At 33.4% G+C, this 24,680-nt stretch carries 21 protein-coding genes; 15 read left to right on the top strand and 6 right to left on the bottom strand.

The features are described 5' to 3' along the window. Positions 1 to 12 precede the first annotated feature (12 nt). The 4 genes from DK508_RS03180 to DK508_RS03165 all read right to left on the bottom strand — a co-directional run bounded on the left by DK508_RS03180 (position 13) and on the right by DK508_RS03165 (position 3,867). Complete coding sequence (locus tag DK508_RS03180; protein WP_109299303.1) at positions 13 to 1,410, bottom strand: DUF1800 family protein; 1,398 nt, start codon at positions 1,408 to 1,410, stop codon at positions 13 to 15. Positions 1,411 to 1,555: 145 nt separating this feature from the next. After that, positions 1,556 to 2,347: a hypothetical protein gene (locus DK508_RS03175; protein ID WP_109299302.1), complete on the bottom strand. Its 792-nt coding sequence runs from the start codon at positions 2,345 to 2,347 to the stop codon at positions 1,556 to 1,558. Between the two features lie 37 nt (positions 2,348 to 2,384). After that, on the bottom strand, positions 2,385 to 2,840 hold the full coding sequence (gene coaD / locus DK508_RS03170) for a pantetheine-phosphate adenylyltransferase (protein WP_109299301.1): 456 nt from the start codon (positions 2,838 to 2,840) through the stop codon (positions 2,385 to 2,387). Between the two features lie 43 nt (positions 2,841 to 2,883). After that, entirely contained in the window at positions 2,884 to 3,867 is a 984-nt protein-coding gene (locus DK508_RS03165; RefSeq protein WP_109299300.1) for a D-alanine--D-alanine ligase, read from the bottom strand. A gap of 94 nt (positions 3,868 to 3,961) precedes the next feature. Here DK508_RS03165 and DK508_RS03160 point away from each other — a divergent pair, with 94 nt between their 5' ends. From DK508_RS03160 to DK508_RS03120, 9 genes are all read left to right on the top strand, one after another. After that, positions 3,962 to 4,543 (top strand): PASTA domain-containing protein, encoded by a 582-nt coding sequence (locus DK508_RS03160; RefSeq protein ID WP_109299299.1) that lies wholly within the window; start codon positions 3,962 to 3,964, stop codon positions 4,541 to 4,543. Positions 4,544 to 4,555: 12 nt separating this feature from the next. Then, a complete protein-coding gene (locus tag DK508_RS03155; protein WP_235016265.1) occupies positions 4,556 to 5,605 on the top strand; it encodes an RluA family pseudouridine synthase in 1,050 nt (349 codons plus the stop codon). 143 nt (positions 5,606 to 5,748) lie between these two features. Then, the gene (locus tag DK508_RS03150) at positions 5,749 to 5,940 is read left to right on the top strand and encodes a cold-shock protein (protein WP_066314082.1); all 192 of its coding nucleotides are present in this window, start codon (positions 5,749 to 5,751) and stop codon (positions 5,938 to 5,940) included. Positions 5,941 to 6,098: 158 nt separating this feature from the next. After that, a complete protein-coding gene (locus DK508_RS03145; RefSeq protein ID WP_109299298.1) occupies positions 6,099 to 6,491 on the top strand; it encodes a VOC family protein in 393 nt (130 codons plus the stop codon). Positions 6,492 to 6,564: 73 nt separating this feature from the next. After that, a complete protein-coding gene (gene nudK, locus DK508_RS03140; protein ID WP_109299297.1) occupies positions 6,565 to 7,146 on the top strand; it encodes a GDP-mannose pyrophosphatase NudK in 582 nt (193 codons plus the stop codon). Positions 7,147 to 7,274: 128 nt separating this feature from the next. Next, positions 7,275 to 8,036 (top strand): peroxide stress protein YaaA, encoded by a 762-nt coding sequence (gene yaaA, locus DK508_RS03135; RefSeq protein ID WP_109299296.1) that lies wholly within the window; start codon positions 7,275 to 7,277, stop codon positions 8,034 to 8,036. 182 nt (positions 8,037 to 8,218) lie between these two features. Further along, positions 8,219 to 8,722 (top strand): TRAP transporter small permease subunit, encoded by a 504-nt coding sequence (locus tag DK508_RS03130; protein ID WP_109299295.1) that lies wholly within the window; start codon positions 8,219 to 8,221, stop codon positions 8,720 to 8,722. Then, on the top strand, positions 8,722 to 10,068 hold the full coding sequence (locus DK508_RS03125; RefSeq protein WP_109299294.1) for a TRAP transporter large permease subunit: 1,347 nt from the start codon (positions 8,722 to 8,724) through the stop codon (positions 10,066 to 10,068). The genes DK508_RS03130 and DK508_RS03125 overlap by 1 nt, the downstream gene beginning before the upstream one ends. A 28-nt stretch (positions 10,069 to 10,096) precedes the next feature. Continuing rightward, on the top strand, positions 10,097 to 11,236 hold the full coding sequence (locus DK508_RS03120) for a TRAP transporter substrate-binding protein (protein WP_235016263.1): 1,140 nt from the start codon (positions 10,097 to 10,099) through the stop codon (positions 11,234 to 11,236). A gap of 60 nt (positions 11,237 to 11,296) precedes the next feature. Here the strand turns inward: DK508_RS03120 and DK508_RS03115 are convergent, their stop codons facing one another. Then, entirely contained in the window at positions 11,297 to 12,133 is an 837-nt protein-coding gene (locus DK508_RS03115) for a hypothetical protein (protein ID WP_109299292.1), read from the bottom strand. A 266-nt stretch (positions 12,134 to 12,399) separates the two neighbouring features. On the opposite strand from DK508_RS03115, the gene DK508_RS03110 reads away from it, so the two are divergent. Together DK508_RS03110 and DK508_RS03105 are read left to right on the top strand one after the other, a co-directional pair. Beyond that, a complete protein-coding gene (locus tag DK508_RS03110; RefSeq protein WP_109299583.1) occupies positions 12,400 to 15,852 on the top strand; it encodes a pyruvate carboxylase in 3,453 nt (1,150 codons plus the stop codon). A 457-nt stretch (positions 15,853 to 16,309) separates the two neighbouring features. Then, the gene (locus DK508_RS03105; protein WP_109299291.1) at positions 16,310 to 18,727 is read left to right on the top strand and encodes a hypothetical protein; all 2,418 of its coding nucleotides are present in this window, start codon (positions 16,310 to 16,312) and stop codon (positions 18,725 to 18,727) included. A 289-nt stretch (positions 18,728 to 19,016) separates the two neighbouring features. Here the strand turns inward: DK508_RS03105 and DK508_RS21035 are convergent, their stop codons facing one another. Continuing rightward, a complete protein-coding gene (locus DK508_RS21035; RefSeq protein WP_160114546.1) occupies positions 19,017 to 19,172 on the bottom strand; it encodes a hypothetical protein in 156 nt (51 codons plus the stop codon). Positions 19,173 to 19,488: 316 nt separating this feature from the next. Here DK508_RS21035 and DK508_RS03100 point away from each other — a divergent pair, with 316 nt between their 5' ends. The 4 genes from DK508_RS03100 (at position 19,489) to DK508_RS03085 (ending at position 24,676) form a co-directional block, all read left to right on the top strand. Then, positions 19,489 to 20,127 (top strand): tetratricopeptide repeat protein, encoded by a 639-nt coding sequence (locus DK508_RS03100; protein ID WP_160114545.1) that lies wholly within the window; start codon positions 19,489 to 19,491, stop codon positions 20,125 to 20,127. A gap of 122 nt (positions 20,128 to 20,249) precedes the next feature. Then, positions 20,250 to 21,758 carry a lipase gene (locus DK508_RS03095; RefSeq protein WP_160114544.1) on the top strand — a complete coding sequence of 503 codons (1,509 nt, stop codon included), beginning with the start codon at positions 20,250 to 20,252 and terminating at the stop codon, positions 21,756 to 21,758. Then, positions 21,745 to 23,025, top strand: a complete 1,281-nt coding sequence (locus DK508_RS03090) for a GDSL-type esterase/lipase family protein (protein WP_109299288.1) — start codon at positions 21,745 to 21,747, stop codon at positions 23,023 to 23,025. Before DK508_RS03095 ends, DK508_RS03090 begins: the two co-directional genes overlap by 14 nt. Continuing rightward, positions 23,018 to 24,676, top strand: coding sequence for an MBOAT family protein (locus DK508_RS03085; RefSeq protein ID WP_109299287.1), 1,659 nt, complete (start codon positions 23,018 to 23,020; stop codon positions 24,674 to 24,676). Before DK508_RS03090 ends, DK508_RS03085 begins: the two co-directional genes overlap by 8 nt. The last annotated feature ends 4 nt before the right edge of the window (positions 24,677 to 24,680 follow it).

Genomic DNA, 24,680 nt, shown 5'->3' with positions numbered 1-24,680 from the left:
GTTATATAGATTTTAACAAAGTTGATATTCGGGCAAACTCATTAATTCGATAATAAAGTTTTTTGTATCGTTTTCGTCAAGATTAGATACAACCCTATTGGCGGCCTTAGAAAGTTCTGGCTGTATAATAAGATGAGTAAGTGCTATCTTGTTTTTTGATTCTAGGTTAGAGAGAAAAATATCCCAATCTGCTTCCGTCTTTACTTTTTTCTGAAGTTTAGATTTAATTTTTTGGTACACTTGTTGACTCATCATTGGGTTTTCAGGTATATCAATCTTATCTTGCCACTCTATTACTCCACTATTTAATGTTAATGAGGCTAATTTTAGACGTAACATCAATGTAGAATTATCAATCCATGCTTTTCCTCCTGGCCATCCAGCTACATTTGGAGGAAAAAATAACATCTGATTTAGCCTGCGTTGCAGATACAGTAATACTTTGGGATTTTCATATTCTACTTTAAAAGGTTTGCTAATCCCTACCATTAGCTCTATTGGAGATTTGATTTTTGTGCCTATATTTTTACTATCATAAAACCAATCGCTCTTAAACATAAGATTGAATACAGTTTTGAGGTTGTAATTAGAATCGTAAAAAGCATTGGTTAAAATTTCGATATGATTTTGATTTATGATGTCGTTTACGAAGTATCGATATAATTTTTGGCAAATAAATCTTGCGGTTTGTTTTTGTTCTAAAAGAATTTTGATGATATCTTCTCCAGTGAAGTTTCCAGTTTTACCTAAAACAGTTTTTACTCCATAATCATGATGATTCTTTCTAAATATATAAGAGCCATTTTGGGTGAAATTCCATCCAGTAAAAGCTCTGGCGGCTTCTTTTATATCTGTTTCAGTATATTGATTATCTCTACCAAGTGTGAATAGTTCCATAACCTCACGAGCAAAGTTTTCGTTAGGACTATTTTTTCTGTTTTGACGATTATTAAGAAAAATAAGCATAGCTGGCGATTTGGATACCTCCATAAGCATATCACCAAAATTTTCTAACGCATGATTTCTTATTACATTATTAAGGTGAATACAGGCACGGGGTGTTCTAAGGCGTACTGCAAAATGATCGTGAAAAAATAGAGTTACTTTCTCTCTAAGCACCTCCTTGGTTGTGGTTAACTGTTTAAACCATAAAATGTTGAGTTCAGACATTTTTTTGTTACGCAATTGTCTCGCTTGCTTTCTTTCTGCTACAGACAAATCTTTTGGGTGTTTTTCTAATATGCCAAAATCCATAGATAATGCAGAGGCCTTAGTGCTTTCGATAAATATTTGATCTATAATTTGATCTTTGGATAATTTTCTAACAATTTTTAATTCGTGATTGGAAATCCCAAAACCTGTGCGCCAGTAAAGATGTTGTATTTGTTTGTCGTTTAATGAGATCATCATAATTGCAGCGTTTGAGTGTTTGACTGCAATTTGTGTAAAAGGTTTAAAGTAAAAAAAGGAAATATGTGATCTCCTTTTTTTTAAAACTATAATTTAAAAAAAGAAATAGGAGGTATCAAATATATGGTAAGACCTTATTTAGAGATTATTGACATACTATCTCACTGATAGAAGTATTATTAGTAGTAGCATCATTTTGAGAAGTATTTTCGTTAAATAATACAAATTTATCTATACCATGACCTTTTGATCTTCCTGAAATTTCTATCGTATAATCACCTGCTGTATCAAAGATAGCATATATGTTATGTCCATCATTATCACTAGTTGAGGATTGCCAGTGCCATTGATTGGCTTTGTTCATATATATTTTGAACCATCCATCTTTTCCTCCTCCAGCAGGCTCAGTAGAGGTTTGCCCTGCACTTTCAGGAATTGGAGGTAAATTGGTTCCTTTAGGGTATACAATATGCCCATTGTTTTTTTGCCCATAAAAATGAGAGGCATCAGGGATTCTTAACCAAGAATCATTATGTTCGCTACTATTACTGCCAATAGTGATATAAGAACGCCATATAAAACGATATGTTCCCGGTGTTGCTATTTTTATAGTATATGTTAATACACCATTTCCGGGTTTGTTTAAAAAGTTATCACCTTCCCAGACTAAATAGCCGTCACCAGTGTATTCTCCTATACTTTGTAGTTGTTTCCATGAAGTGTTTTCGAATTTAGATTTCTCAGCTTCTATCGTTAGTAAGCCATTTTTTTCTAAGAATACAAAAGTTTTTCCATCTGTACATTGAATATTTCCATTTGGATCTGGATTACTAATTGGTTCCTCTTCAGGAGTAGAATCATCACCACTACAAGAGGATAATGTTAGGTTAAATACAAAAAGTAATAATAAGATTTTGGTGTAGGTTGATGTTTTCATCGATTGGGATTTGGGCTAAAACGAAAAAAAACCTGAATTATTTTATAATAACTGTATCTGGTACTAATCCAGAAACATCACCACCATTACGAATTACATCTCTTACAATAGAGGAGGAGATGTAACTTTTACCAGATGAGGTTAATAAGAACACTGTTTCAATATCAGACATTTTTCTGTTAGTATGTGCAATGGCTTTCTCAAATTCAAAATCTCCAGGGTTACGTAATCCGCGTAAAATAAATTGGGCATTTTGTTTTTTACAAAAATCAACAGTTAATCCTTTGTAAGTCATTACCTTGATTTTAGGTTCGTCTTTAAAGGATTCTTCAATAAATGTTTTGCGTTCTTCTAAAGAGAACATATATTTCTTATCCGCGTTAACGCCAATAGCTAGAATAACTTCATCAAAAAGGGTTAATCCTCTTTCGATAATATCATAGTGTCCTAAAGTAATGGGGTCAAATGATCCTGGAAAAACAGCTCTTCTCATGAGTACGTATAGATTGAAGTTCTTACAAATATAATTGAAATTGTTAATTACGTTGCGCTATGGTTTCTTGAATAGTATTCGTTAATAATTCCTTTAGGCTAATACCGGCAGCCAAAGCTTGTTGTGGTAAAATACTAGCTTCGCTAAACCCAGGGTTTGTATTCATTTCTACAAAATGTGGTTCACCATTATGAAAAATGTATTCACTTCTAGAAAAACCTCTCATTTTTAATATTTGGTATATTCGTAATGCTAAATCACTTACTTTTTTAGTATCTTCTTTTGATAATCTCGCAGGTGTGATTTCCTGGGATTTACCAAGGTACTTAGCTTCATAATCAAAGAAATCATTTTCAGATACAATTTCTGTAATGGGTAGTACTTTATCTTTACCTTTATATGTAATTACACCAACTGATACTTCTGTCCCGCTAAGAAAAGATTCGATAATAATCTCATCATCTTCTTTATATGCTACATCAATAGCTGGTAGAAGTTCTGCCTCTGTATTTACTTTAGAAACCCCATAACTACTTCCTGCTTTATTGGCTTTCACAAAACAAGGTAAACCAACAGTGTCTAGAATCGCTTTGGCGTCTATTACATCACCTTTATTAAGGAAATAATTGGTTGCAGTAGGGATATTGTATGGTCGAAGTGCACTTATGCAATCTCGTTTATTAAAAGTAAGCGCTGCCTGATAAAAATCGCAAGCGGTTTGAGGAATATCTATTAGCTTAAAGTATGCCTGAAGCAATCCATCCTCACCAGGAGTTCCATGTACAATATTAAAAACAACATCGAATTCAATTTTTTTAGAATTTAATGTTAACGAAAAGTCATTCTTATCAATAGAATGTTTTTTATCATTTTCATCCAAATGAAACCATGAATCTGTTGTGATATACACTCGAAAAGGATTGTAAAGGTTTCTGTCCAAGTGTTTATGCACCACATTTCCGCTTTGTACAGAGATTTCAAATTCGCTGGAATACCCTCCCATTAATATGGCAACGTTTTTCTTCATTGAAAGACTTTTGAAAACAAAAATATCATTTATCTTATAAGAAAAGCTTAAAACTTTCCGTTTTTATATATTTGTCCAAATTATGAACGTATTTATGAATTTTTTCAAGGACCTTTTTAAATTTGTATATAGCAAAATATTCCTGATCCAAGTGGTAATAGCTGTTGCCATGATTGCTATATTATCATATGTAGCTTTACAATGGTTAGAAAGCACTACTAATCATCATCAACGTATTGTTGTTCCAAGTCTAAGTAAAAAAACTTTAGATGAGGTAGAAAAAACTTTAGGAGAGAAAGATTTAAGATATGAGGTTCAGGATTCTGCTAATTTTAATCCGGATTACCCAAGGTATTCGGTTATTGAGCAAAACCCACGAGCAGGAAGTGAAGTAAAAGAAAACCGAAAGGTGTATGTTACGCTTAATCCTTCGGGATATCGCAAAATAGAAGTGCCAAACGTTGTGTTGCAAACAAGAAGGCAAGCGGAGCCAAAATTAATTGCTTTAGGTTTTGAAATAGGTACTATTTCGTATATACCAAATATGTCAGATCAGGTATTAGAACTTAGGCATAAAGGAAAAAAGATCAAACCTGGAGCTATGCTTATGAAAACTTCTACTATTGATTTGGTTGTAGGAGATGGGGGAGGAGTAAAATTAAATCTATCCAATTAATAACTTTATACTTTGGAAGAAAATATAAATACAGGAGATTTTGATTCAAATGAAGGTGAACTGTATGAACATCATCGTTTTATTGCGGGAGCAGGTCAGGTTCCACTTCGTGTAGATAAATTTTTGATGAATTTTGTAGAGAATGCTACTCGAAATAAGATACAGCAGGCTGCAAAAGAAGGAAGCGTATTTGTAAATGATGTTGCGGTAAAATCTAATCATAAAGTAAAACCACATGATATAGTAAGAGTTTTATTTGCGCACCCGCCTTATGAAAACTTGCTTACACCAGAGGATATTCCATTAGATATTGTTTATGAGGACGAAGTGCTGTTGGTAGTAAATAAACCTGCAGGAATGGTAGTCCATCCGGGTCATGGTAATTACTCAGGGACTTTGATCAATGCATTAATTTATCATTTTGATAACTTACCCAATAATAGTAGTGATCGGCCTGGTTTAGTACATAGAATAGATAAAGATACTAGTGGGTTACTTGTAATTGCAAAGACAGAAGATGCGATGACTCATCTAGCCAAACAATTTTTTGATAAAACAAGCGAGCGAGAATATGTGGCTATTGTTTGGGGAAATATGCAAGAAGATGAAGGTACAATTGAAGGAAATATTGGTCGCCACCCCAAAAATAGACTGCAAAATACTGTTTTTGAAGATGATGAAGCCGAGAAAGGTAAATATGCGGTCACACATTATAAAGTGTTAGAGCGATTAGGATATGTAACGCTGGCTTCATGTAGATTAGAAACTGGTAGAACGCATCAGATTCGAGTGCATATGAAGTATATTGGTCACACACTTTTTAATGATGAACGTTATGGAGGTGAAAAAATACTTAAAGGAACTACGTTTACAAAATACAAACAATTTGTAGATAATTGTTTTAAAATATTACCACGACAAGCGCTACATGCTAGAACTTTGGGGTTTGTACATCCTACCTCTGGTGAAAAAATGCATTTTGAAACCAATATCCCAGATGATATGCTGCAATGCATAGAAAGATGGAGAGGTTATGCCAAGAATCAACTGTCTAGTGAATAACCATTTGGATGATAGGGTTTTACCTTCTTTAGAATTTTTTTTAAGATTTTTCAATATTAAATAAAGGTTACCAAAAACTTTATTTGAAAATAAATACGGATTCTTGCCGAAATAATATTACCTTCGCACTTTAATATTTTATAATGAATAAAGGAACAGTAAAATTTTTCAATGATTCCAAAGGATTTGGATTCATTACAGAAGAAGGATCAAACAAAGATCACTTTGTACACATCTCAGGTTTAATCGACGAAGTTCGTGAAGGAGATGAAGTTGAGTTTGACCTAAAAGAAGGTAAAAAAGGATTAAACGCAGTAAATGTTAAAGTGATTTAATATATACGAATTAATTTTTTTAAAGTACAAGCCTGTCATTTATGACGGGCTTTTTTCATTTAAGATCATTATTTTAAATATCTCTATAGAAAAAAAATACTTTTTTGAGTATTGTGTAATTAGATTCGGTTGTATTTTCAAACTATCAAAATTATACTATGGATGTAGCTAGAACAGGAATTATTTTTTATGTTCAAAAATATAAAGAGTGTTTAGTCTTTTACACTAATATTTTAAAACTTAATATTCTATTCAAAAATGAAACATTAACGTGTTTTGATTTGTTTGGAACATACCTGATGATCGAAAAAGAAGATAGACCTGAATATCTTGTAGACAAAAATACAGAGAGAGAAAATTTTAGTTGTATAAGGATTAACATAATCAATGTAAAGCAAATTGCAGATGATCTTATTGCTAACGATATTGATGTAGATTATCAAGAACATGATTGGGGGATCGTAGCTAAGTTTTTTGACCCCGAAGGAAATCTTTTGGCCTTTAAAGATGAAGAATCTTTTGCCAAACAGATAAAAAATTACGTTTTCTAGTTCACTGTAAATAGGATGAATTAATATGTGAAAATTGCTATTTTTAAAATAGCTTAATTTTTAATGTCATACCATGGGTAATCAAAGGATAAAAATTAAAGAAACTAAAGTATTATCTGATAATTGGTATACTTTAAATAAAGTGACGTACGAATATTTAAATGATGTTGGAGAATGGGTTATTCATCAACGAGAAGCATACGATAGAGGAAATGGGGCTGCCATTCTTTTATATAATAAAGAGAAACGTACAATAATACTGACCAGGCAATTTAGATTACCAACATATATTAACGGAAACAAAACTGGATTTATGATCGAGGTCTGTGCAGGTTTGCTAGATCAAGATAACCCAGAAGATTGTATACGTAAAGAAACACAAGAAGAAACTGGTTATAAGATTTCTAAAGTTGAAAAAATATTCGAATCCTACATGTCTCCAGGTTCAGTTACCGAAATCATTCATTTTTTTATTGCCAAATATTCAAAAGAGATGAAAGTTAGTGATGGTGGTGGTTTAGAAGAGGAACAGGAAAATATTGAAGTCCTTGAGCTAAACTTTGAAGAGGCATATCAAAAGATATATTCTGGTGAGATTAAAGATGGGAAAACAATAATGCTACTTCAATATGCAAAAATTCATAATTTGGTATAATTAGCGTTATGTGTTTGATAGATCTATGTAATAACTTTTATATATACCTAAATAGATAAGAAATACGCTCCTAGATTTTAATTATCAATACACTATTGTATTTTTGGTTATCGTAAAAAAATAGTTAGATGAAAATTGTAGTATCTCCAGCAAAATCATTGGATTTTGAGACCTCTATACCAACAAAGCAATATACTGTACCGGTTTTTTTAACAGAAGCAGAAAAGTTAAATGCGACACTCAAGAAAAAATCACCGAAAAAACTTTCGGATTTAATGAGTATTAGTGATAAGCTGGCTCAATTAAATTGGCAGCGTAATCAAGATTTTCAACTTCCCTTTACCACAGAAAATGCAAGACCTGCCGTGTATGCGTTTAATGGAGATGTATATAACGGATTAGATGCATATACTATTCCAGAAGAAAAACTACAAAATCTACAAAATCAATTGCGAATATTATCTGGTTTGTATGGTATCCTTAAACCTTTAGATCTTATGCAACCCTATCGATTAGAAATGGGTACAAAGCTTAAGGTAGGTAGAAAAGATAACCTGTACCAGTTTTGGAAAAAGATAGTTACCCAAGAACTCAATGAACAGCTAGAGGATAATGAACTATTCGTAAATCTTGCTAGTAATGAGTATTTCAGTGCAGTAGATGTTAAAGCTTTGAAAGTACCAGTAATTACACCACAATTTAAAGATTGGAAAGGAGATAAACTTAAGATGATTAGTTTCTTTGCAAAAAAAGCAAGAGGAATGATGGTTCGTTATATTATTGATACCGGAGCTCAAACAATTGATGATCTTAAAGGGTTTAATTATGAAGGGTACGGTTTTAGCGAAGAGTATACTACCAAACCAGGTGAACTCGTTTTTATAAGATAAGCATGATTATCTTTTGTTAGACATCTTGTATTCGGACTTAGATCTTGACCTTAATGAAAACCTCATTTTAGTTTAAAAGAGGGTATAGGTTTTATATCTAATATGGTTGATACTTTACATTATTAAATGCATCTAATTTTAGTATCTTCAACCCAGATATTTTACAACGTACAAATCATTAGATGCAAAAAACGATTAACTTTCTCGATTGGATAGGTGAAAAAATAGGGATGCTTGTAAGTTGGGTAGCTGCTCTATTGGCGGTTGTTATTGGATTGGATGTAATTATTCGCTACATTTTTAAATTTACCTATGTCTGGATGATAGAGATAGAAATTTATTTATTCGGGATAATGTTCTTACTCGCATCGGGATATACATTTAAATATGAAAAACATGTTAGAGTAGATGTTTTTTATACTAAGCTTTCAGAAAAAGGAAAAGCTTGGGTTGATCTATTGGGAGGAGCTTTTTTACTCATCCCATGGTGTTATGTAGTTATTGTTTCTTCGTGGTATTATGCGTTGTCTTCTTTTATGATAGGAGAAGGTTCTCCGCAGCCAGGAGGGTTACCAGGTTTATATGTGCTTAAATTTTGTATTACTCTTGGATTTGTGTTTTTACTGTTACAAGGAGTATCTCATATGCTAAAATCAGTTCAAATCATTTTTAAGAAAGGTAATTAATGGAATATTTAGCAATAATACTTTTTGTAATTATCTTTATTTTAATCCTTAGGGGATACCCAGTTGCGTTCACTTTGGGAGGTATTTCTGTAGCATTTGCTTTTGGGGTATCGATTTTTGCACCAGATGTTTTTCAAATGTCAACATTTTATTTGTTGCCCTCCAGAATTATGGGAGTGGTAAACAACTATGTTCTTATGGCAGTTCCGCTGTTTATTTTCATGGGTATTATGCTAGAGAAATCTGGACTTGCGCAAAGTTTATTAGAAACCATGACAATGATGTTTGGGCGTATTCGAGGAGGTCTTGCGATTTCGGTAGTTATTGTAGGCGCATTGCTTGCGGCCTCTACAGGAATTGTAGGCGCGACTGTAGTCACCATGGGATTGATTAGTTTACCTACGATGCTTAAAAGAGGATATAAAACCGAATTAGCAACAGGAGTTATTGCCTCGTCTGGTACCCTAGGTCAAATTATACCACCTTCGATAGTTTTGGTGTTATTAGCAGATACCATTAATAGTTCTTCTAGAGGAGCGGCTTCTGTAGATGTCGGTGCTTTATTTTCTGCGGCTTTACTACCTGGGCTTATTTTGGTAGGGTTGTATATTGTTTATATTCTTATTACATCAATGATTAACAAAGAGGATGCGCCAAGTATACCTGCCGAAGAAATAAAAGAGTTTAGAGGTGCTAATTTTGGATCAAAAATTTTAAAAGTGCTATTACTCCCAGTTTCCCTAATAATGCTCGTATTGGGTTCAATTTTTACGGGTATTGCTTCTCCAACAGAAGCTTCGGCAATTGGAGCCGTTGGAGCTACTTTATTAACTGTTATTCAGAAGAAATTTTCAATTAAGATTTTAAAAGAAGTAACTCGAGAGACTACTAAATTAACTACTATGGTTTTCTTTATTCTTTTGGGAGCTACTACATTTACATTGGTATTTAGAGCTTTAGGAGGAGATGCTTATTTGCAAGAATTGATTTTATCATCTAATTTAACACCGTTGATGTTTTTGTTATTAGTAATGTTAGTTGTCTTTATAGCAGGTTTTTTCATCGATTTTATTGAGATTATATTTATTATAGTACCCGTAGTTACGCCAGTGTTTAATGCTTTGGATTTGAATATGCTGTGGGTAGGTATTTTGATAGCTCTTAATTTGCAAACATCTTTTTTAACTCCTCCTTTTGGATTTGCATTGTTTTATTTAAAAGGAGTTGCTCCCGAAACCGTTAAAACTAGTCAGATGTATAAAGGAATTATTCCCTTTATTATTATTCAACTAATAATAGTAAGTGTAGTAATGTTCTTTCCTGAAATCATTTTTATTCAGAAATAAATGCCAAAAAGGCTATAAAATAGTTAAGATGAATTTTTATAATCACTTCACAAAGAAAAATTACGCTTTCGCTAAGTTTTTGGTAATAGTAGTACTCTCTTTCTTATTCTCTTCTTGCTTAGGTGAACCTCCCGCAAGTATGAAAACCAACACCTATGATGTTGCCAAGCCTGACAAGGTTTTTCACTGGAAGATGACCACCACATGGCCCCCAAATTTTCCGGTAGTTGGTGAAGTTGCAGAAAAATATGCGAAATGGGTTGATGAATTGTCTAATGGACAAATAAAGATTAAAGTTTATGGAGGAGGGGAGTTAGTTCCTCCCTTAGAGGCTTTTGATGCAGTGTCTCTAGGTACTATAGAAATGGGGTGTGGAGCAGCGTATTATTGGGCAGGAAAAACTCCGGCAGCACAATTTTTTGCAGCAGTTCCCTTTGGAATGAATAGTCAGCAAATTACATCATGGTTAGAAACTGGAGAAGGGTATGAGCTGTGGAAAAAAACGTATGCAAAATTTAATTTGGTGCCTTTTATGGGAGGAAATACAGGAGTGCAGATGGGAGGTTGGTTTAATAGAGAAATTAATTCTGTTGAAGATTTTAAAGGATTAAAAATGAGATTACCTGGTATTGGAGGTAAAGTACTTGAAAAGGCTGGTGGTGCAGCTGTTCTAGTAGCAGGAAGCGAAGTGTATACTAGTTTAGAACGAGGGGTAATTGATGCAACCGAGTGGATTGGGCCTTATCACGATTATAAAATGGGGTTTCATAAAATAGCTAAGTATTATTATACGCCTGGTTGGCATGAAACTGGGTCGCAATTGGAGTTCTTCATAAACAAAAATTTGTATGATGGCTTACCTCCTCATTTACAAGCAATTTTAGAGGCAGCTTCTAAACGTGCACAGGTTTGGGTATTGGCAGAATTTGATAAACAAAATGGAATATATCTTGATAAATTAATTAATGAAGAAGGTGTAGAGGTCAGAGAATTTTCTAAAGAAACTCTTGAAGCTTTGAGAGGATATACAGATGAAGCTTTACAAGAAATGATCGGAGATGATCCATTAACTAAGGAGGTTTATGAAAGTTATTCTAGTTTTCAGAAGAAAATATCAAAATGGTCAGAAGTGACAGAAAAAGCCTATTATAATAAAATACAAAAGTAAATATACAAAAGCCGTTTTTGAATCAAATCAAAAACGGCTTTTGTATAATAATCTGTAATATTATAACTCTATGGTGGTTTCATTACCATCCTTGTCGGTTAATGTAGCAATATTGTCACACTCTCCATTACCATAATCAAGAGTCGAGGTATCACTATTTTCTGAAGTAACAATTACTCCACTTACTATATAGTTACAATCCTTTTCGTTTCGTAAAGGTGTAGTGATTTCTACTGAGTATATATCACCATTGCCAAAAGTTGTTGTACTAGTCCCCGATGTAAGGGTATAATATTCAAAATCGGTAGGTGAATCTGGATTAGCTTCAAAAAAAGTTTCATTTTCAAAACTCGTTTCGCTAATAGCAGATAAGCCGTCTCCCCATGTAAAGGTGAAATTAGAAGTTGTGATAAATTTTCTATTTCTTGTCTCGGCATTAAAAGAAAACACGGTGGTTGCGTTTCCGTTAACCGAAATATCTTTATAAGTAAAGTTTTCAACACTGTATGTAATAGTCACTTTGTTCTCTGTATCTAACTCAAGATTGAAACTTAAGCGAATAACACCAGTGATTACTTCTCCATCTCCCACATCACAGCCATCACCAAAGTCGATTGTGATTGTTCGAGTATTTTCGGTAACTTCTGACGTAGTGGTAACACAATCCGCTAGTTTATTGTTAAGAACTCTATTATTAATAAAACCAGATTCTATATTAAATACATCTTGAACCATATTTTGTATTCTGCTATTGGCACCTTCAATATCTTTATATTGTTTTGCAGTAGTAACTTGGCTGGTTGGTATAGGAGTTTCATTATCATCATCTTGACAACTAGTGAAAATGGTCGCCGAAATAAATAGTAGCGTTAAAATCGAAATGAGGTGTTTTTTCATCTTTTTAAAAATTTAATTAGTAAACGTTTGTTAATGAGATTGGTTATGATGATAAACGACAGAGGGAAGATAAATCTTATAATAGGTTTCGTTAATTAGTGTTAAGGTTATGTTAGATACGATCATTTATAAATTAACAGATGTAAGATCATTATGAAAATAGTTTTGTTCTATATATTTTGAATATTCAGTTGCAAAGAATTTTTCTTATCGATATCTTCGCAGCGAATGTTCGCTAAATGTGTTCTAAACTCAAAAACTATAGTATGCAAATAAAAAAGGTTTTAGTAGCCAATCGTGGAGAAATAGCAATCAGAATTTTTAGGGCTTGTACAGAAATAGGGTTACAAACTGTAGGAGTGTATACGTATGAGGATCGATATTCTTTACATAGGTACAAAGCAGATGAAGCATATCAGATTGGAGAAGATCATGAACCACTAAAACCGTATTTGAATATTGAGGCAATTATAAAAGTTGCCAAAAAGAACAATGTTGATGCAATACATCCAGGGTATGGTTTTCTTTCAGAAAATGCAGATTTTGCAGCACAATGTGAGAAAAATGACCTCATTTTTATAGGGCCAAAGGTATCAGTACTTCGTTCTTTAGGAGACAAAATTACGGCCAAAAAAGTAGCTATAGATAACAATATTCCGATCATTGAAAGTAATAAAGAAGATCTTGTTGATATCGCAATTGCAGTTAAAGAGGCCAAAAGTATTGGTTATCCTGTGATGTTAAAAGCTGCATCTGGAGGTGGAGGACGTGGTATGCGAGTTATAAGAAATAAAGAAGAGTTAGAAAAAGCATTTCCAGAATCTCGTAGAGAAGCATTAAATGCCTTTGGTGATGATACTGTGTTTTTAGAAAAGTTTGTAGAAAACCCAAAGCACATCGAAATTCAGATCGTGGCGGATCATCATGGTAATATGGTACACCTTTTTGAACGTGATTGTTCTGTTCAAAGACGTTATCAAAAGGTGATCGAGTACGCACCTTCTTTTGGGGTTTCTGAAGAAATTAAACAAAGTTTATATGGGTATGCTTTATCAATTTGTAAGGCGGTAGATTATAATAATATTGGTACGGTTGAGTTTTTGGTGGATGATGACGGAAGTATTTACTTTATTGAGGTAAATCCGCGCGTGCAAGTAGAACATACTGTTACAGAAATTGTAACGGGTATTGATCTTATAAAAGCACAGATTTTTATTGCGGGAGGTTATAAATTATCAGATAAGCAAATCAAAATAGAAAGCCAGGAAAGCATAAAAACAACTGGTTTTGCCCTGCAATGTAGGATTACAACAGAAGATCCAGAAAATGATTTTAAACCAGATTATGGCACAATCACAACATATAGAAGTGCTTCAGGTTTTGGGATACGATTAGATGCGGGTAGTGTATATCAGGGAGTTACTATTTCGCCGTTTTTCGATTCAATGCTAGTAAAAGTATCTGCAAATAGTAGAACTCTTGATGGAGCGTGTAGAAAAATGAGACGTGCTCTTTCCGAATTTAGAATTCGTGGAGTAAAAACTAATATGCCATTTTTGGATAATATTTTAAGCCATGAGACTTTTCGAAAAGGACAAGTAACCGTTAATTTTATACAAAATACGAAGTCTTTATTTACGATAAGAGAACCGCGTAATAGAGCGACTAAATTGGTGAATTTTTTAGGAGATGTAATTGTGAATGGAAACCCGGATGTTAAAAAAATCGATCCTAATAAAAAGTTTGTACTACCCACAATACCCAAATTTGAAGAAAATGCAGCTTACCCTGAAGGGACCAAGAATCTCTTAACCCAATTAGGACCAGAAAAATTTTCAGAATGGCTGAAAAATGAAAAGAAAGTTCATTTTACAGATACCACAATGCGAGATGCGCATCAGAGTTTATTGGCTACTAGAATGCGAACTTATGATATGCTCAAAGTTGCAGAAGGTTTTGCCAAAAACCACCCAGAAGTTTTTAGTATGGAAGTTTGGGGAGGAGCCACTTTTGATGTGTGTTTACGATTTTTAAGAGAAAACCCATGGGAGCGACTTAGAGCATTGCGCAAAGCTATGCCTAATCTTTTGTTACAAATGTTAATAAGAGGATCTAATGGAGTTGGTTATACAGCGTATCCTGATAATTTAGTAGGCAAGTTTGTAGAACAATCATGGGAGAACGGAGTAGATGTGTTTAGAATTTTTGATTCACTTAACTGGATGAAGTCAATAGCTCCTTGTATCGAGCATGTTCGAACTAGAACGCAAGGGTTAGCAGAAGGTTCTTTATGCTATACTGGAGATATTCTTGATCCTAAAAGAACAAAATATACATTAGATTATTATATCCAATTAGCAAAAGATATCGAAAATGCCGGAGCTCATATTTTGGGGATCAAGGATATGGCAGGTCTCTTGAAACCGTATGCTGCATATGAATTGGTATCTGCCTTGAAATCAGAAATAAATATTCCAATTCACTTGCATACACATGATACGTCATCGGTGCAATCAGCGACTTATCTTAAGGCTATAGAAGCTGGCGTAGATGTAGTTGATGTGGCATTAGGAGGGCTTTCAGGTTTAACAGCACAACCAAACTTTAATGCTGTTGTAGAAATGTTGAAATTTCATGAACGCGAAAATGCTCTAAACATTCCTATGTTGAACGAATATTCAAATTACTGGGAATCTGTTAGAGAATACTACTATGTTTTTGAATCGGGATTAAAAGCCGGAACTGGAGAGGTGTATCAGCATGAGATTCCGGGAGGGCAATATTCTAATTTAAAACCTCAAGCCCAAGCTTTAGGGTTGTCGGATCGTTTTCATGAGATCACGAAGATGTATGGAGAGGTAAATGAGTTGTTTGGAGATATTGTTAAAGTAACTCCAAGTTCTAAAGTTGTAGGTGACATGGCTCAATATCTTGTAAGTAATAATCTAACTATTGAGGATGTAAAAGAAAGAGGAGAAACTATTTCTTTTCCTCAATCCGTAATGAGTTTCTTTAAAGGAGAACTTGGTCAACCTGTAGGAGGGTTTCCTAAGGCCGTACAGAAATCTGTACTAAAAGATCAAAAACCATTTACCAATCGCCCTAATGCGCATTTAGAGCCAGTAGACTTTGAAACAGAATTTAAAGAATTCGAAAAAGTATTTAAAAAAGGAATGGGCAGAACACTTGATATTACAGATTTTCTCTCATACAAGCTATACCCAAAAGTATTTACAGGGGCGTATAATCATCATCTTAAGTATGGAAATGTAATGAATATTCCTTCAAAAAATTTCTTTTACGGAATGACTCCTGAAGAAGAAATTATTGTAAAGTTAGATCAAGGAAAAACACTATTGGTACAATTGATATCGATAGGAGATCCTAATGAAGAAGGAAAAGTAACTGTATTTTTTAAGATTAACGGTCAAACCCGTAATGTAGATGTACAAGATAGTTCGATCAAAGTAAATAAGATAGTTCACGCAAAAGTAGATAAGGCAGATGCGAAACAAATTGGAGCACCTTTACAAGGTTCTTTGTCTTCTATTTTGGTAAAAGCTGGACAGGAAGTTAAAAAGAATGAGCCTTTATTTATCATTGAAGCCATGAAAATGGAAACTACGATTACGGCTAATGAAGATGCGACGATTAAGAAAATTATGCTAAAACCAGGTACTATGGTTGAGGCTGATGACCTAGTGGTTATTATAAAATAAGAACATAAGGTTCAATTAAAAATGGGGCGGTTTAGTCCCATTTTTAATATTATGATATTTTAATCTAAAGAACATCTGACTCATCTAACTTTTTGTTATTCTACAAGTATCAAGAATCGAATGATAACTATCTGTGATAGTTTCTTCACCACTACATGTTTTGCCTGATGTAATCGGCTAATTGTATCCTTACTGAAGGTTTTTTTTGAAAAAATTAGTATCAAAAAACCATCAGGTTTTTGACCTCTCAAAATTGATTCTTTTAATTCATAATTAAAATTTAAGTTACCTCAAGACTTCCAGATAGTCAAGCCTGAACTAAGTGTATTTCCCTGTTTTCGAAATTCAAGTATTTGTACTTATAAATAAAACAAAACTTCTTGATAAGTTTGATTCACTCCAAATTAATAATAACCTAATAATTAGCGTATTAATTAATTTTTTAAAGATAATCGTCATGGAAGAAAAAAAGCAAAACACAATTGATTTACCTGTAAAAAGTAAGAAGAAAGTAATCGACAATCGGTTAATTAAAGAAAGAAAAAAAACTTTTAATAATAACTTGTCGAATGGAGAAAGAAGCATAGAAGAAGAACCAAAACCAACAAATTTCACCTCCATTCTTTACGATGGAATAGTGAATGCAGTTGGGAACAATAATCCTTACCAAATGTTTGCTCTAAATTGGCCAGCAACAGTATTGGATGAAGGCGCATTGGACTGGGATGCAAATGAAACTGATTATGTAATGCCGGCAGATGTTAGAGCATTGACCTCACAATTATTAGACATGTATATTCCACCATCTCCAATTACACAAACAGATGGAAGTCGTGTATCTGATCGATACATGTCCACAATTAATGGTCTTGGTCCTATTCCAAATTCTGAACTCATTAACTTGCAAAAGATCATTCGAGACAAACTACAACAAACCATTGTGATTAATGAAAATGGTGAAGATGTAGAAGTAACAGTAACTCAATGGTTCGATAGATTGTATTCAAAATACTTGTCGGCCAAGAAATCATGGGATAAAGCACAAACTGAGGAACGCGCGCGTATAGAATCTCAATATCCTAATCAACCTGATAAGCAAAATAATGCGTATCTGGAGTGGTACAATATCAACGCCCGAAGTTTTCTGAATGAAATCAATGAAGCTCATCAAAATCTTTTGGCAGAATTTCCTTTACGTGAATGGGAGGCTGCTATTTCTATTTTGGATACTAGTAATGATCAGGATTTGATGCGGGCAAAAGGTCAAATTAGAGATTTTCGTATTCCTATTCCTATAGAATATGGAGGAGGAGAATATGCGCCATCAACTGCTGTTCCGTTAACCTGGTCAACCGACCTTAAAACTAAAGTTGGGAAATTAGATATGCTCTCTACCCCGGCAGCCCGGTTTCAGGATATATCGACCAGTGTGCGAGCTTTACAATCCGAAATCCAGGCTTGGTCTGCTATCATGCCGGATATTACGGATGAAGAAACAAAAAATCGTCTTGCAGAGTTCAAAACTGCCTTAAACACATTTGCGTTAGAACGTACCACTTTAGCTCAAAATTGGGGTGAATCTGTTTATGTAGTAGTAGAAGCAGTAGCAGCCTATACAACTTCTTTTTCAACAACTACAGAGAAGTTTGTTTCTGCGATGACAAAAACTGCAGTAGGAGATCAAGATTTAACTCAGAACCTCGCCAATGCTATTCATAGTTCATATGGATTAGGTGCAGGAGAAGCTACTTATGCCCGAGTTACTGAATTTACTGAAAAAATTGTGAATCAACAAAATGGTGTTTGGGAACAGCAAGATAAAGCTTTGAATGCAGGATCTACTCTTGCCGGAGCAGCTACAGCTTGGCTTGAGTCTCAAGGTAGACAAACAAACCTAAAATGGATTTTTAGTTACATAGAACAGCTCAAAATCAGACTTGATAATCTTCGTCAGGTTCAGGCACAATTGTTACAGTCCTCTATGGTTATGTGGAAAAAAATGTTTGACCCAGATGTTGAAAATCAAGATGAAATCAAAGGCGCCTACGTTCCGTTAACCGAAAATGCCATATCTCAAAACAATGATGGGGCTATGACACCGCGTAGTGATTATGATAAATTAAATGAGCCGGATGCTTATGCTTCTAATAATCCAGATACTTGGACAGAAATTTTGATGACCTTGGAGAAGGGGCAAATGGAGTCTACAGAACGTATGTCCACAACGTTTACCAAGAGAGAATGGGGAGCAAACTTTTTCTTTGGCTCTTATGGAAGTCAACAGCAATCACAAACTTCAGATTTTGCCAATGAGTTTATGTCAGAAGACTCTAAAATTCAAATTGGAATGCTCGTGAAAAAAGTGAACATGAGGCGTAATTGGATGGATCCTAGTATTTTACAAAAAAGCTCTAATTATTTTCGTTCGGGTAACACGCGTTTTACAGCTAATAGTGACATTACCACAAAAAAGATTCTTGAAAATGAAGATCTCCAGGCCGAACTACAAAAAACAACATTACCGTGTTATCCGGTTTCTTTGTTAATTGCAAAAGATGTCTCTATCAAAATGAACTTTGATTTTTCGCTTACCGAACGTGTTAAGCAATTTGCTAGTTCTACGGCTAGTGCAGGGGGTGGTTTTTTTCTTTTTAATTCTTCATCTGTTGATAGCTCCAGTGATTCTTCTGAATCTGTTTCTGTCAATACCGAGACTGGAGAACTTGTAGTTAAATTTAAATCTCCACAAGTTATAGGATATTACTTAGCGCTTTCTCCTCCAGACGAATCACAAGAATTAACTCAACCTTTGGCAGAAGAAATTGCTAATGCAATTAGTTTTTTAAACAGTGTAAAAGAGGTTCACAATGTATAGATCCTTTAAGAAGGAAGGGGCGTAAAAAAGAAACTTAAAACGTCACATTACTCTGAATAAAAAAATAAAGCCTGCTATCTTCTATATAGGTAGTGGGCTGTTTTGTATTTTGAAACAGTAGTTTGTTAAGTTAAGGAGTAGGGATTACCAATCAATGTGAGCTTGATGTATATAATTACTGGCAATTCAGTTTTTTCTCATAACTATAGTCGAAACTGATGGATGACTTGGTACTTACTTAGAAATAATATTAATAAAGGGGGGGAGGCTCCCTTTTTAAAATGTTTGATTAATATTTATAATCAAAATGGCAAGGAACATTTCGTTCAACTGAAAGATTGCAAGGATGAGTTTGATTATCATTTCCTCCTGTAATCGTTCCTTGTTTTAAACGAGAAATCATATTCTTGTTTAAAGCTAAATTTTTTAAATTTTGTTTTTTCATAAAATATATATTTAAAAATTATTAATACTCAAATCTAATAAATTTCACTTGGCTTTTTTAAAACGAAAATTAATTAACTAAAGGTTAACAGTAAGTGAAATAGCTCTTGATTTTAAATAAAAAACCTCTTATTCTAAGAGAAATGAGAAATTTGAATAAGCTCATATTTGTAATATGCAAGTATGAAAAAAAGCAAAGTTATTATTGAATAGTTTTATCTATTTTTGCAGTCATGCTATACTTTTTGATTATTATCTTGCAAGGCTTTTGTATATTTCATGCAATTAAAAATAGAAAAGATTACTATTGGTTTTTTGTGATTATATTTTTGCCTGTACTCGGTAGTCTTATTTATGTAGTTACTCAGGTTTTTAATAAAACAAATCTTGATGTTGTACAAGATGAAATTGTACAGATGATAAATCCTTCCAAAAAAATAAACGATTTGCAAAAACAATTAGATTTTGCAGATACTTTTCAAAATCATGTAAATTTGGCTGATGCTTTTTTTGAAGCAGGAGATTATAACAATGCTATTGCAACATATGAAAAAGCAATAAAAGATGATTACAGTAAAGATGATGGTGTTGTTAAGAAATTAATAGTTAGTTATTCTAAAACTGGCGATCATGATAAAACTGTTTTTTGTGCTGAAAAAATAGTAGGTAAACCTGGTTTCAAAGGCTCGAAAAGTCAGTTTTTATACGGGTTAGCACTTGAAGAATTAGAACGATCAGAAGAAGCTGAAGAAAATTTAAAGGCCATAGATCAACGATATTCGAACTATCGTGAAAGATACATATTAGCTCAATATTTTATAGATAAGGGAAAGAGTAAGGATGGTAAGGAAATTTTATTGGAGATTATTTCAGAATCACAACATATGTCAAAACCTAATCGTATAAAGTATAAAGATGTTGTAAATGATGTTAAAAAACTAGAATCTTCTCTTTAATTTGTACTAAACTAATTTTCTATAAATATCTCGTAATTAGGGCTAACTACGGGTAAAACTCCTTTGTAGTTTCCGAAATCTTTCTATTTTTACTAAAAAGTAGAAAATATCCCTAGGAAACGTTGAAAATTAAGCCTATCCAAATATCATTATTTATCCTATTCGTCTTAGGAGCGTTGTTTGGACTTATGTTTTTGAGTCAAAAAGGGGGAGTGCAAAAAAAACAAACTCAAGACGACGGATTTTCGTATGAAGGTGTATCTCTTAAATACCCATCATATACTACCTTTTTGGGATTAGATAAAGACTCTTCGCTTAGACGTCAGGATATCCTTAAAGTTACAGAAATTGTAACACCCTTAGAGATTGAAACCAAAGAAAATACAAATGATGTTGCCGAGGTTCAACAAATAAAACAATTACCAGATTTTTCGAAAATTGATACCACCCAATTGGTTAGAATTAGGTACCCTGATAGTAATCAAAATTTCGCAAATGAATTGAGAACAAAGTTGTCGTCTAGATCATGTAGGATTTTACATTATGGTGATTCGCAAATTGAAGGAGATCGAATCACTGCTTATTTACGAAATAGATTACAGCATATGTATGGGGGTAGTGGTCCTGGTTTTATCCCATTAATGCCAGTGTATCGTCAAATAAGTGCAATAGTAGAGCCCAGTGAACAATGGCAACGGTATGCATTTTTTGATCCTACCAAAAAGAAGTTTTCGCACAAGAAATATGGAGCATTTATGTCGGTATCTCGTTTTACAGATTATCAAAAAACACTTCCTGATAGTACTGCAATAGATTCCTTGCCTATCATTAAGGCATCTGTAGTTATTGGTAAATCTAAAAAAACATATGCCAAATTTAGAAGGTTTACAAACATTGGATTGCATTATGGGAATAGCAATTTTCCAATCAAAATATCAGTGTACAATAATGGGGATTTGATCCAACAAGATAGCCTAATTGCCGATGGTAAATATCATCAGTACAAGATAAGAACATCTATAACACCTACAGATTTAAAAATTGAACTTGAAGGTAAAGTAAGTGCAGATTTTTATGGGTTAACATTAGATGGTGGATCTAGAGTCCAAATCGATAATATTGCCATGCGCGGTGCTTCGGGAACTATTTTTACCCGATCTAATGCAACCACTTATAGTAGAATGGTACGACAATTAAAACCAAAAATTGTTATTATGCAATATGGTGGAAATACAATGCCATATCTAAAAGATTCTACAGACGTTGATAACTATGCGAACAGAATAAAAAACCAAGTAAATTGGATTCGTCGCAGGGCTAAAAAAGCTAGTTTTATATTTATTGGTCCAACAGATATGTGTCTTCCTGTAAATGGTAAAATGGAAACCTACCCATTATTACCGTATCTTAATGAAAAATTAATGAATACATGTTTAGATAATAATGTTGCTTATTGGAGTATGTATAATGCAATGGGAGGCAAAGGATCAATGGAGTTATGGGTAGATGAAAAACTCACTGCCAAAGACTATATGCATTTTACCTGGAAAGGAACTAAGATAATTTCTGAACTATTTTTTACAGCCCTATACCTTGACCTTAAAGAACCTGATAACAATGATGAAGCATAAAAAAATGTTTTTTTATGTATGGCTTTTTGCGGCCCCACTAATGGCGCAAACTTATGTTTTAGATACCATACAATCCAAGTATCCTTTTATAAATTGGAAAGCGAATGAAATTAAGATGGCAGAGAAATCTCCAGCTTTCAAGAAGTTGTTTCATAAATTGGATACCATTGCAAAAGGAGGTAAAGAGGATCTTCATATTTTCCATATAGGAGGATCCCATATCCAAGCGGATATTTATTCAAATCGTTTGCGATCCTATTTGCAGACTATGAGTCCTACGGCAAAAGGACAACGTGGGTTTATATATCCTTTCAGTATCGCAAAAACAAATAACCCTGGTAATTATAGAGTAAAATATGATGGGCAATGGTCTGGGTATCGGTGTTCTGTGCGTAAGGATAGTGTGGCGTGGGGATTATCCGGAGTGACTGCAGTCTTTAAAGATTCTGTAGCAAATGTAAAAATAATTGCTAATGGAAATAACTATCATGAAAGAATGTATGATTTTAATAAGATCAGAATTTTTTATGATAATTGGAGTGAGGATTATGAAATATCTTTTAAGGAAGATTCTTTAGTATCTAATATTATCGAAAATAAAGAAGCACATTTTGTAGAGTATACTCTTAACAGAAAAGTAGAAGAAATAGATTTTTGTATACAAAGAGTAGAAGATGTAGAAAACTCAGAGTTCTTAATGATGGGGATAGAGTTGATGAATGATAATAAAGGTGTTCAGTATACTTCTATTGGCGTAAACGGAGGGAGTTTTTCATACTATGACAGGTGTAAATATTTTGATACCCAACTCATGCTATATAAACCCGATCTATTTATCGTTTCGGTTGGTACAAATGACGCATATCATCCAGATTTTAATCCCGATGAGTATAAGAAGTATTATACCAGTCTTATAAAATTAGTGCAAAAAGCTAATCCTGATTGTGCTGTATTACTTACCGTGCCTAATGATTCGTATTATAAGAAGAAATTTCCTAACCCCAGAACTAGAATTGCTCAAAAGATTATTTATGAAGTAGCAAAAGAACAACAAATGGCAGTTTGGGATTTTTATGAGATCATGGGAGGATTTAATTCCTCAAGGGATTGGTATAATAATAAGTTAATGCCTAGAGATAGAATTCATTTTACGGTAATGGGATATCGTATTAAAGCTGATCTGTTATTACAAGCCTTGGCAAATTCATGGGAAAATGAATTAAAATTACCGTCAAACTCTATTTTGAATAAGATTATTAATGAATAGACTGATTGACATATTTTCTTTTTCTGAAGATTCTCCGTTAATCTTTACCCAAGCCGATTTTTGGGTGTTCTTTGCGGCGGTATACTTTATATATTCATTGCTTTATCGCAAACAAAATTTACGAAGTGCTTACCTTTTTGCAATTAGCATTCTATTCTATTATAAAACTAGTGGACTTTTTATTGGTATTTTATTATTTAGTACGGTAAATGATTTTTTTCTTGGTAAAGCGATTTATAAAAGTAAATCAGATAGTATTAAGAAAACACTAGTTGCCATTAGTGTAATTATTAATTTAGGTACGCTATTCTATTTCAAATATGCATACTTTTTTACAGAATCGTACAATTATCTATTTCAAACAGATTATGAGGTAATCAATTATTTAGCCCAATGGACGAATACATGGACGGCCACAGATTACTTTACCGTAGATAAGATAATACTTCCTGTAGGAATTTCATTTTATACATTTCAAACAATCAGTTATAGTGTAGATATTTATAGGAAACAAATCAAACCATTACATTCAATTATTGATTTTGGTTTTTTTGTGAGTTTCTTTCCTCAATTAGTGGCAGGACCCATCGTTAGGGCATCTGATTTTGTGCCTCAAATTAGAAAGCATATCAATATTACCAAAGAAGAGTTTGGTCGAGCTTCGTATATGATTTTAAAGGGATTGATTAAAAAAATGTTGTTTGCCGATTATATAGCTGCCAATTTTATGGACAGAGTATTCGATGTGCCAGAGATGTTTTCTGGGTTTACAAATATCATGGCAATGTTTGGATACTCCTTGCAGATTTATGGGGATTTTTCGGGATATACAGATATTGCAATAGGATTAGCTATGCTTATGGGATATAAATTGCCAGTTAATTTTAATTCTCCGTACAAAGCGATTCATTGTGGTGATTTCTGGAAACGATGGCATATATCTTTATCCAGTTGGCTTAAGGATTATTTGTACATTCCTATTGGGGGTAATCGTAACGGTAGTATTTTTTCTTATGTTTTTATCATAGTGTTTACGTTTTTAGGGGCATTTGCTTATGCTGATTTTGGGATAGCCATTATTGCTACTGCTGGCGCTGGTTTATTACTGATTGTTACCTTGTTTTCTTCTAGAATAGCATGGCATTTTAATCGAAATGTTAATATTATGATCACGATGTTGGTAGGAGGTTTGTGGCATGGGGCCTCATGGAAATTTGTAATTTGGGGAGGTCTTAACGGAATAGGAATTGTGACCTTTAAATATTGGCGAAAAATTAGCCCGTATGAGAATTCTAAAGCATGGTATGCTTTATTATGGAGAATTGCCTTGACTTTCGTATTTATAACGTTTACACGGATTTATTTCAGAGGTAATAGTATGGATCATATCAATCGCTTTTATCAACAAGTGATGACCAATATGGATTGGCAAAATGCTCTTTTAGTTCTATGGGAATATCGTGTTGTGTTTATTGTAATGTTAGTTGGATACATTACTCATTGGCTACCATATAGTACCAAAGATTGGATAGAAGGTCTTTTTATTAAAAGTAATATGATCGTTAAGGGACTGGTGGTAATAGTTGTCGCAATTATTTGTTATCAAACCTACGCGGCAGATTTTCAGCCATTTATTTATTTTCAATTTTAGATAG

This window comes from Aquimarina sp. AU474, from assembly GCF_900312815.1.
Classification (GTDB): Bacteria; Bacteroidota; Bacteroidia; order Flavobacteriales; family Flavobacteriaceae; genus Aquimarina.
This window is presented reverse-complemented; position numbering and strand designations above follow the sequence as displayed.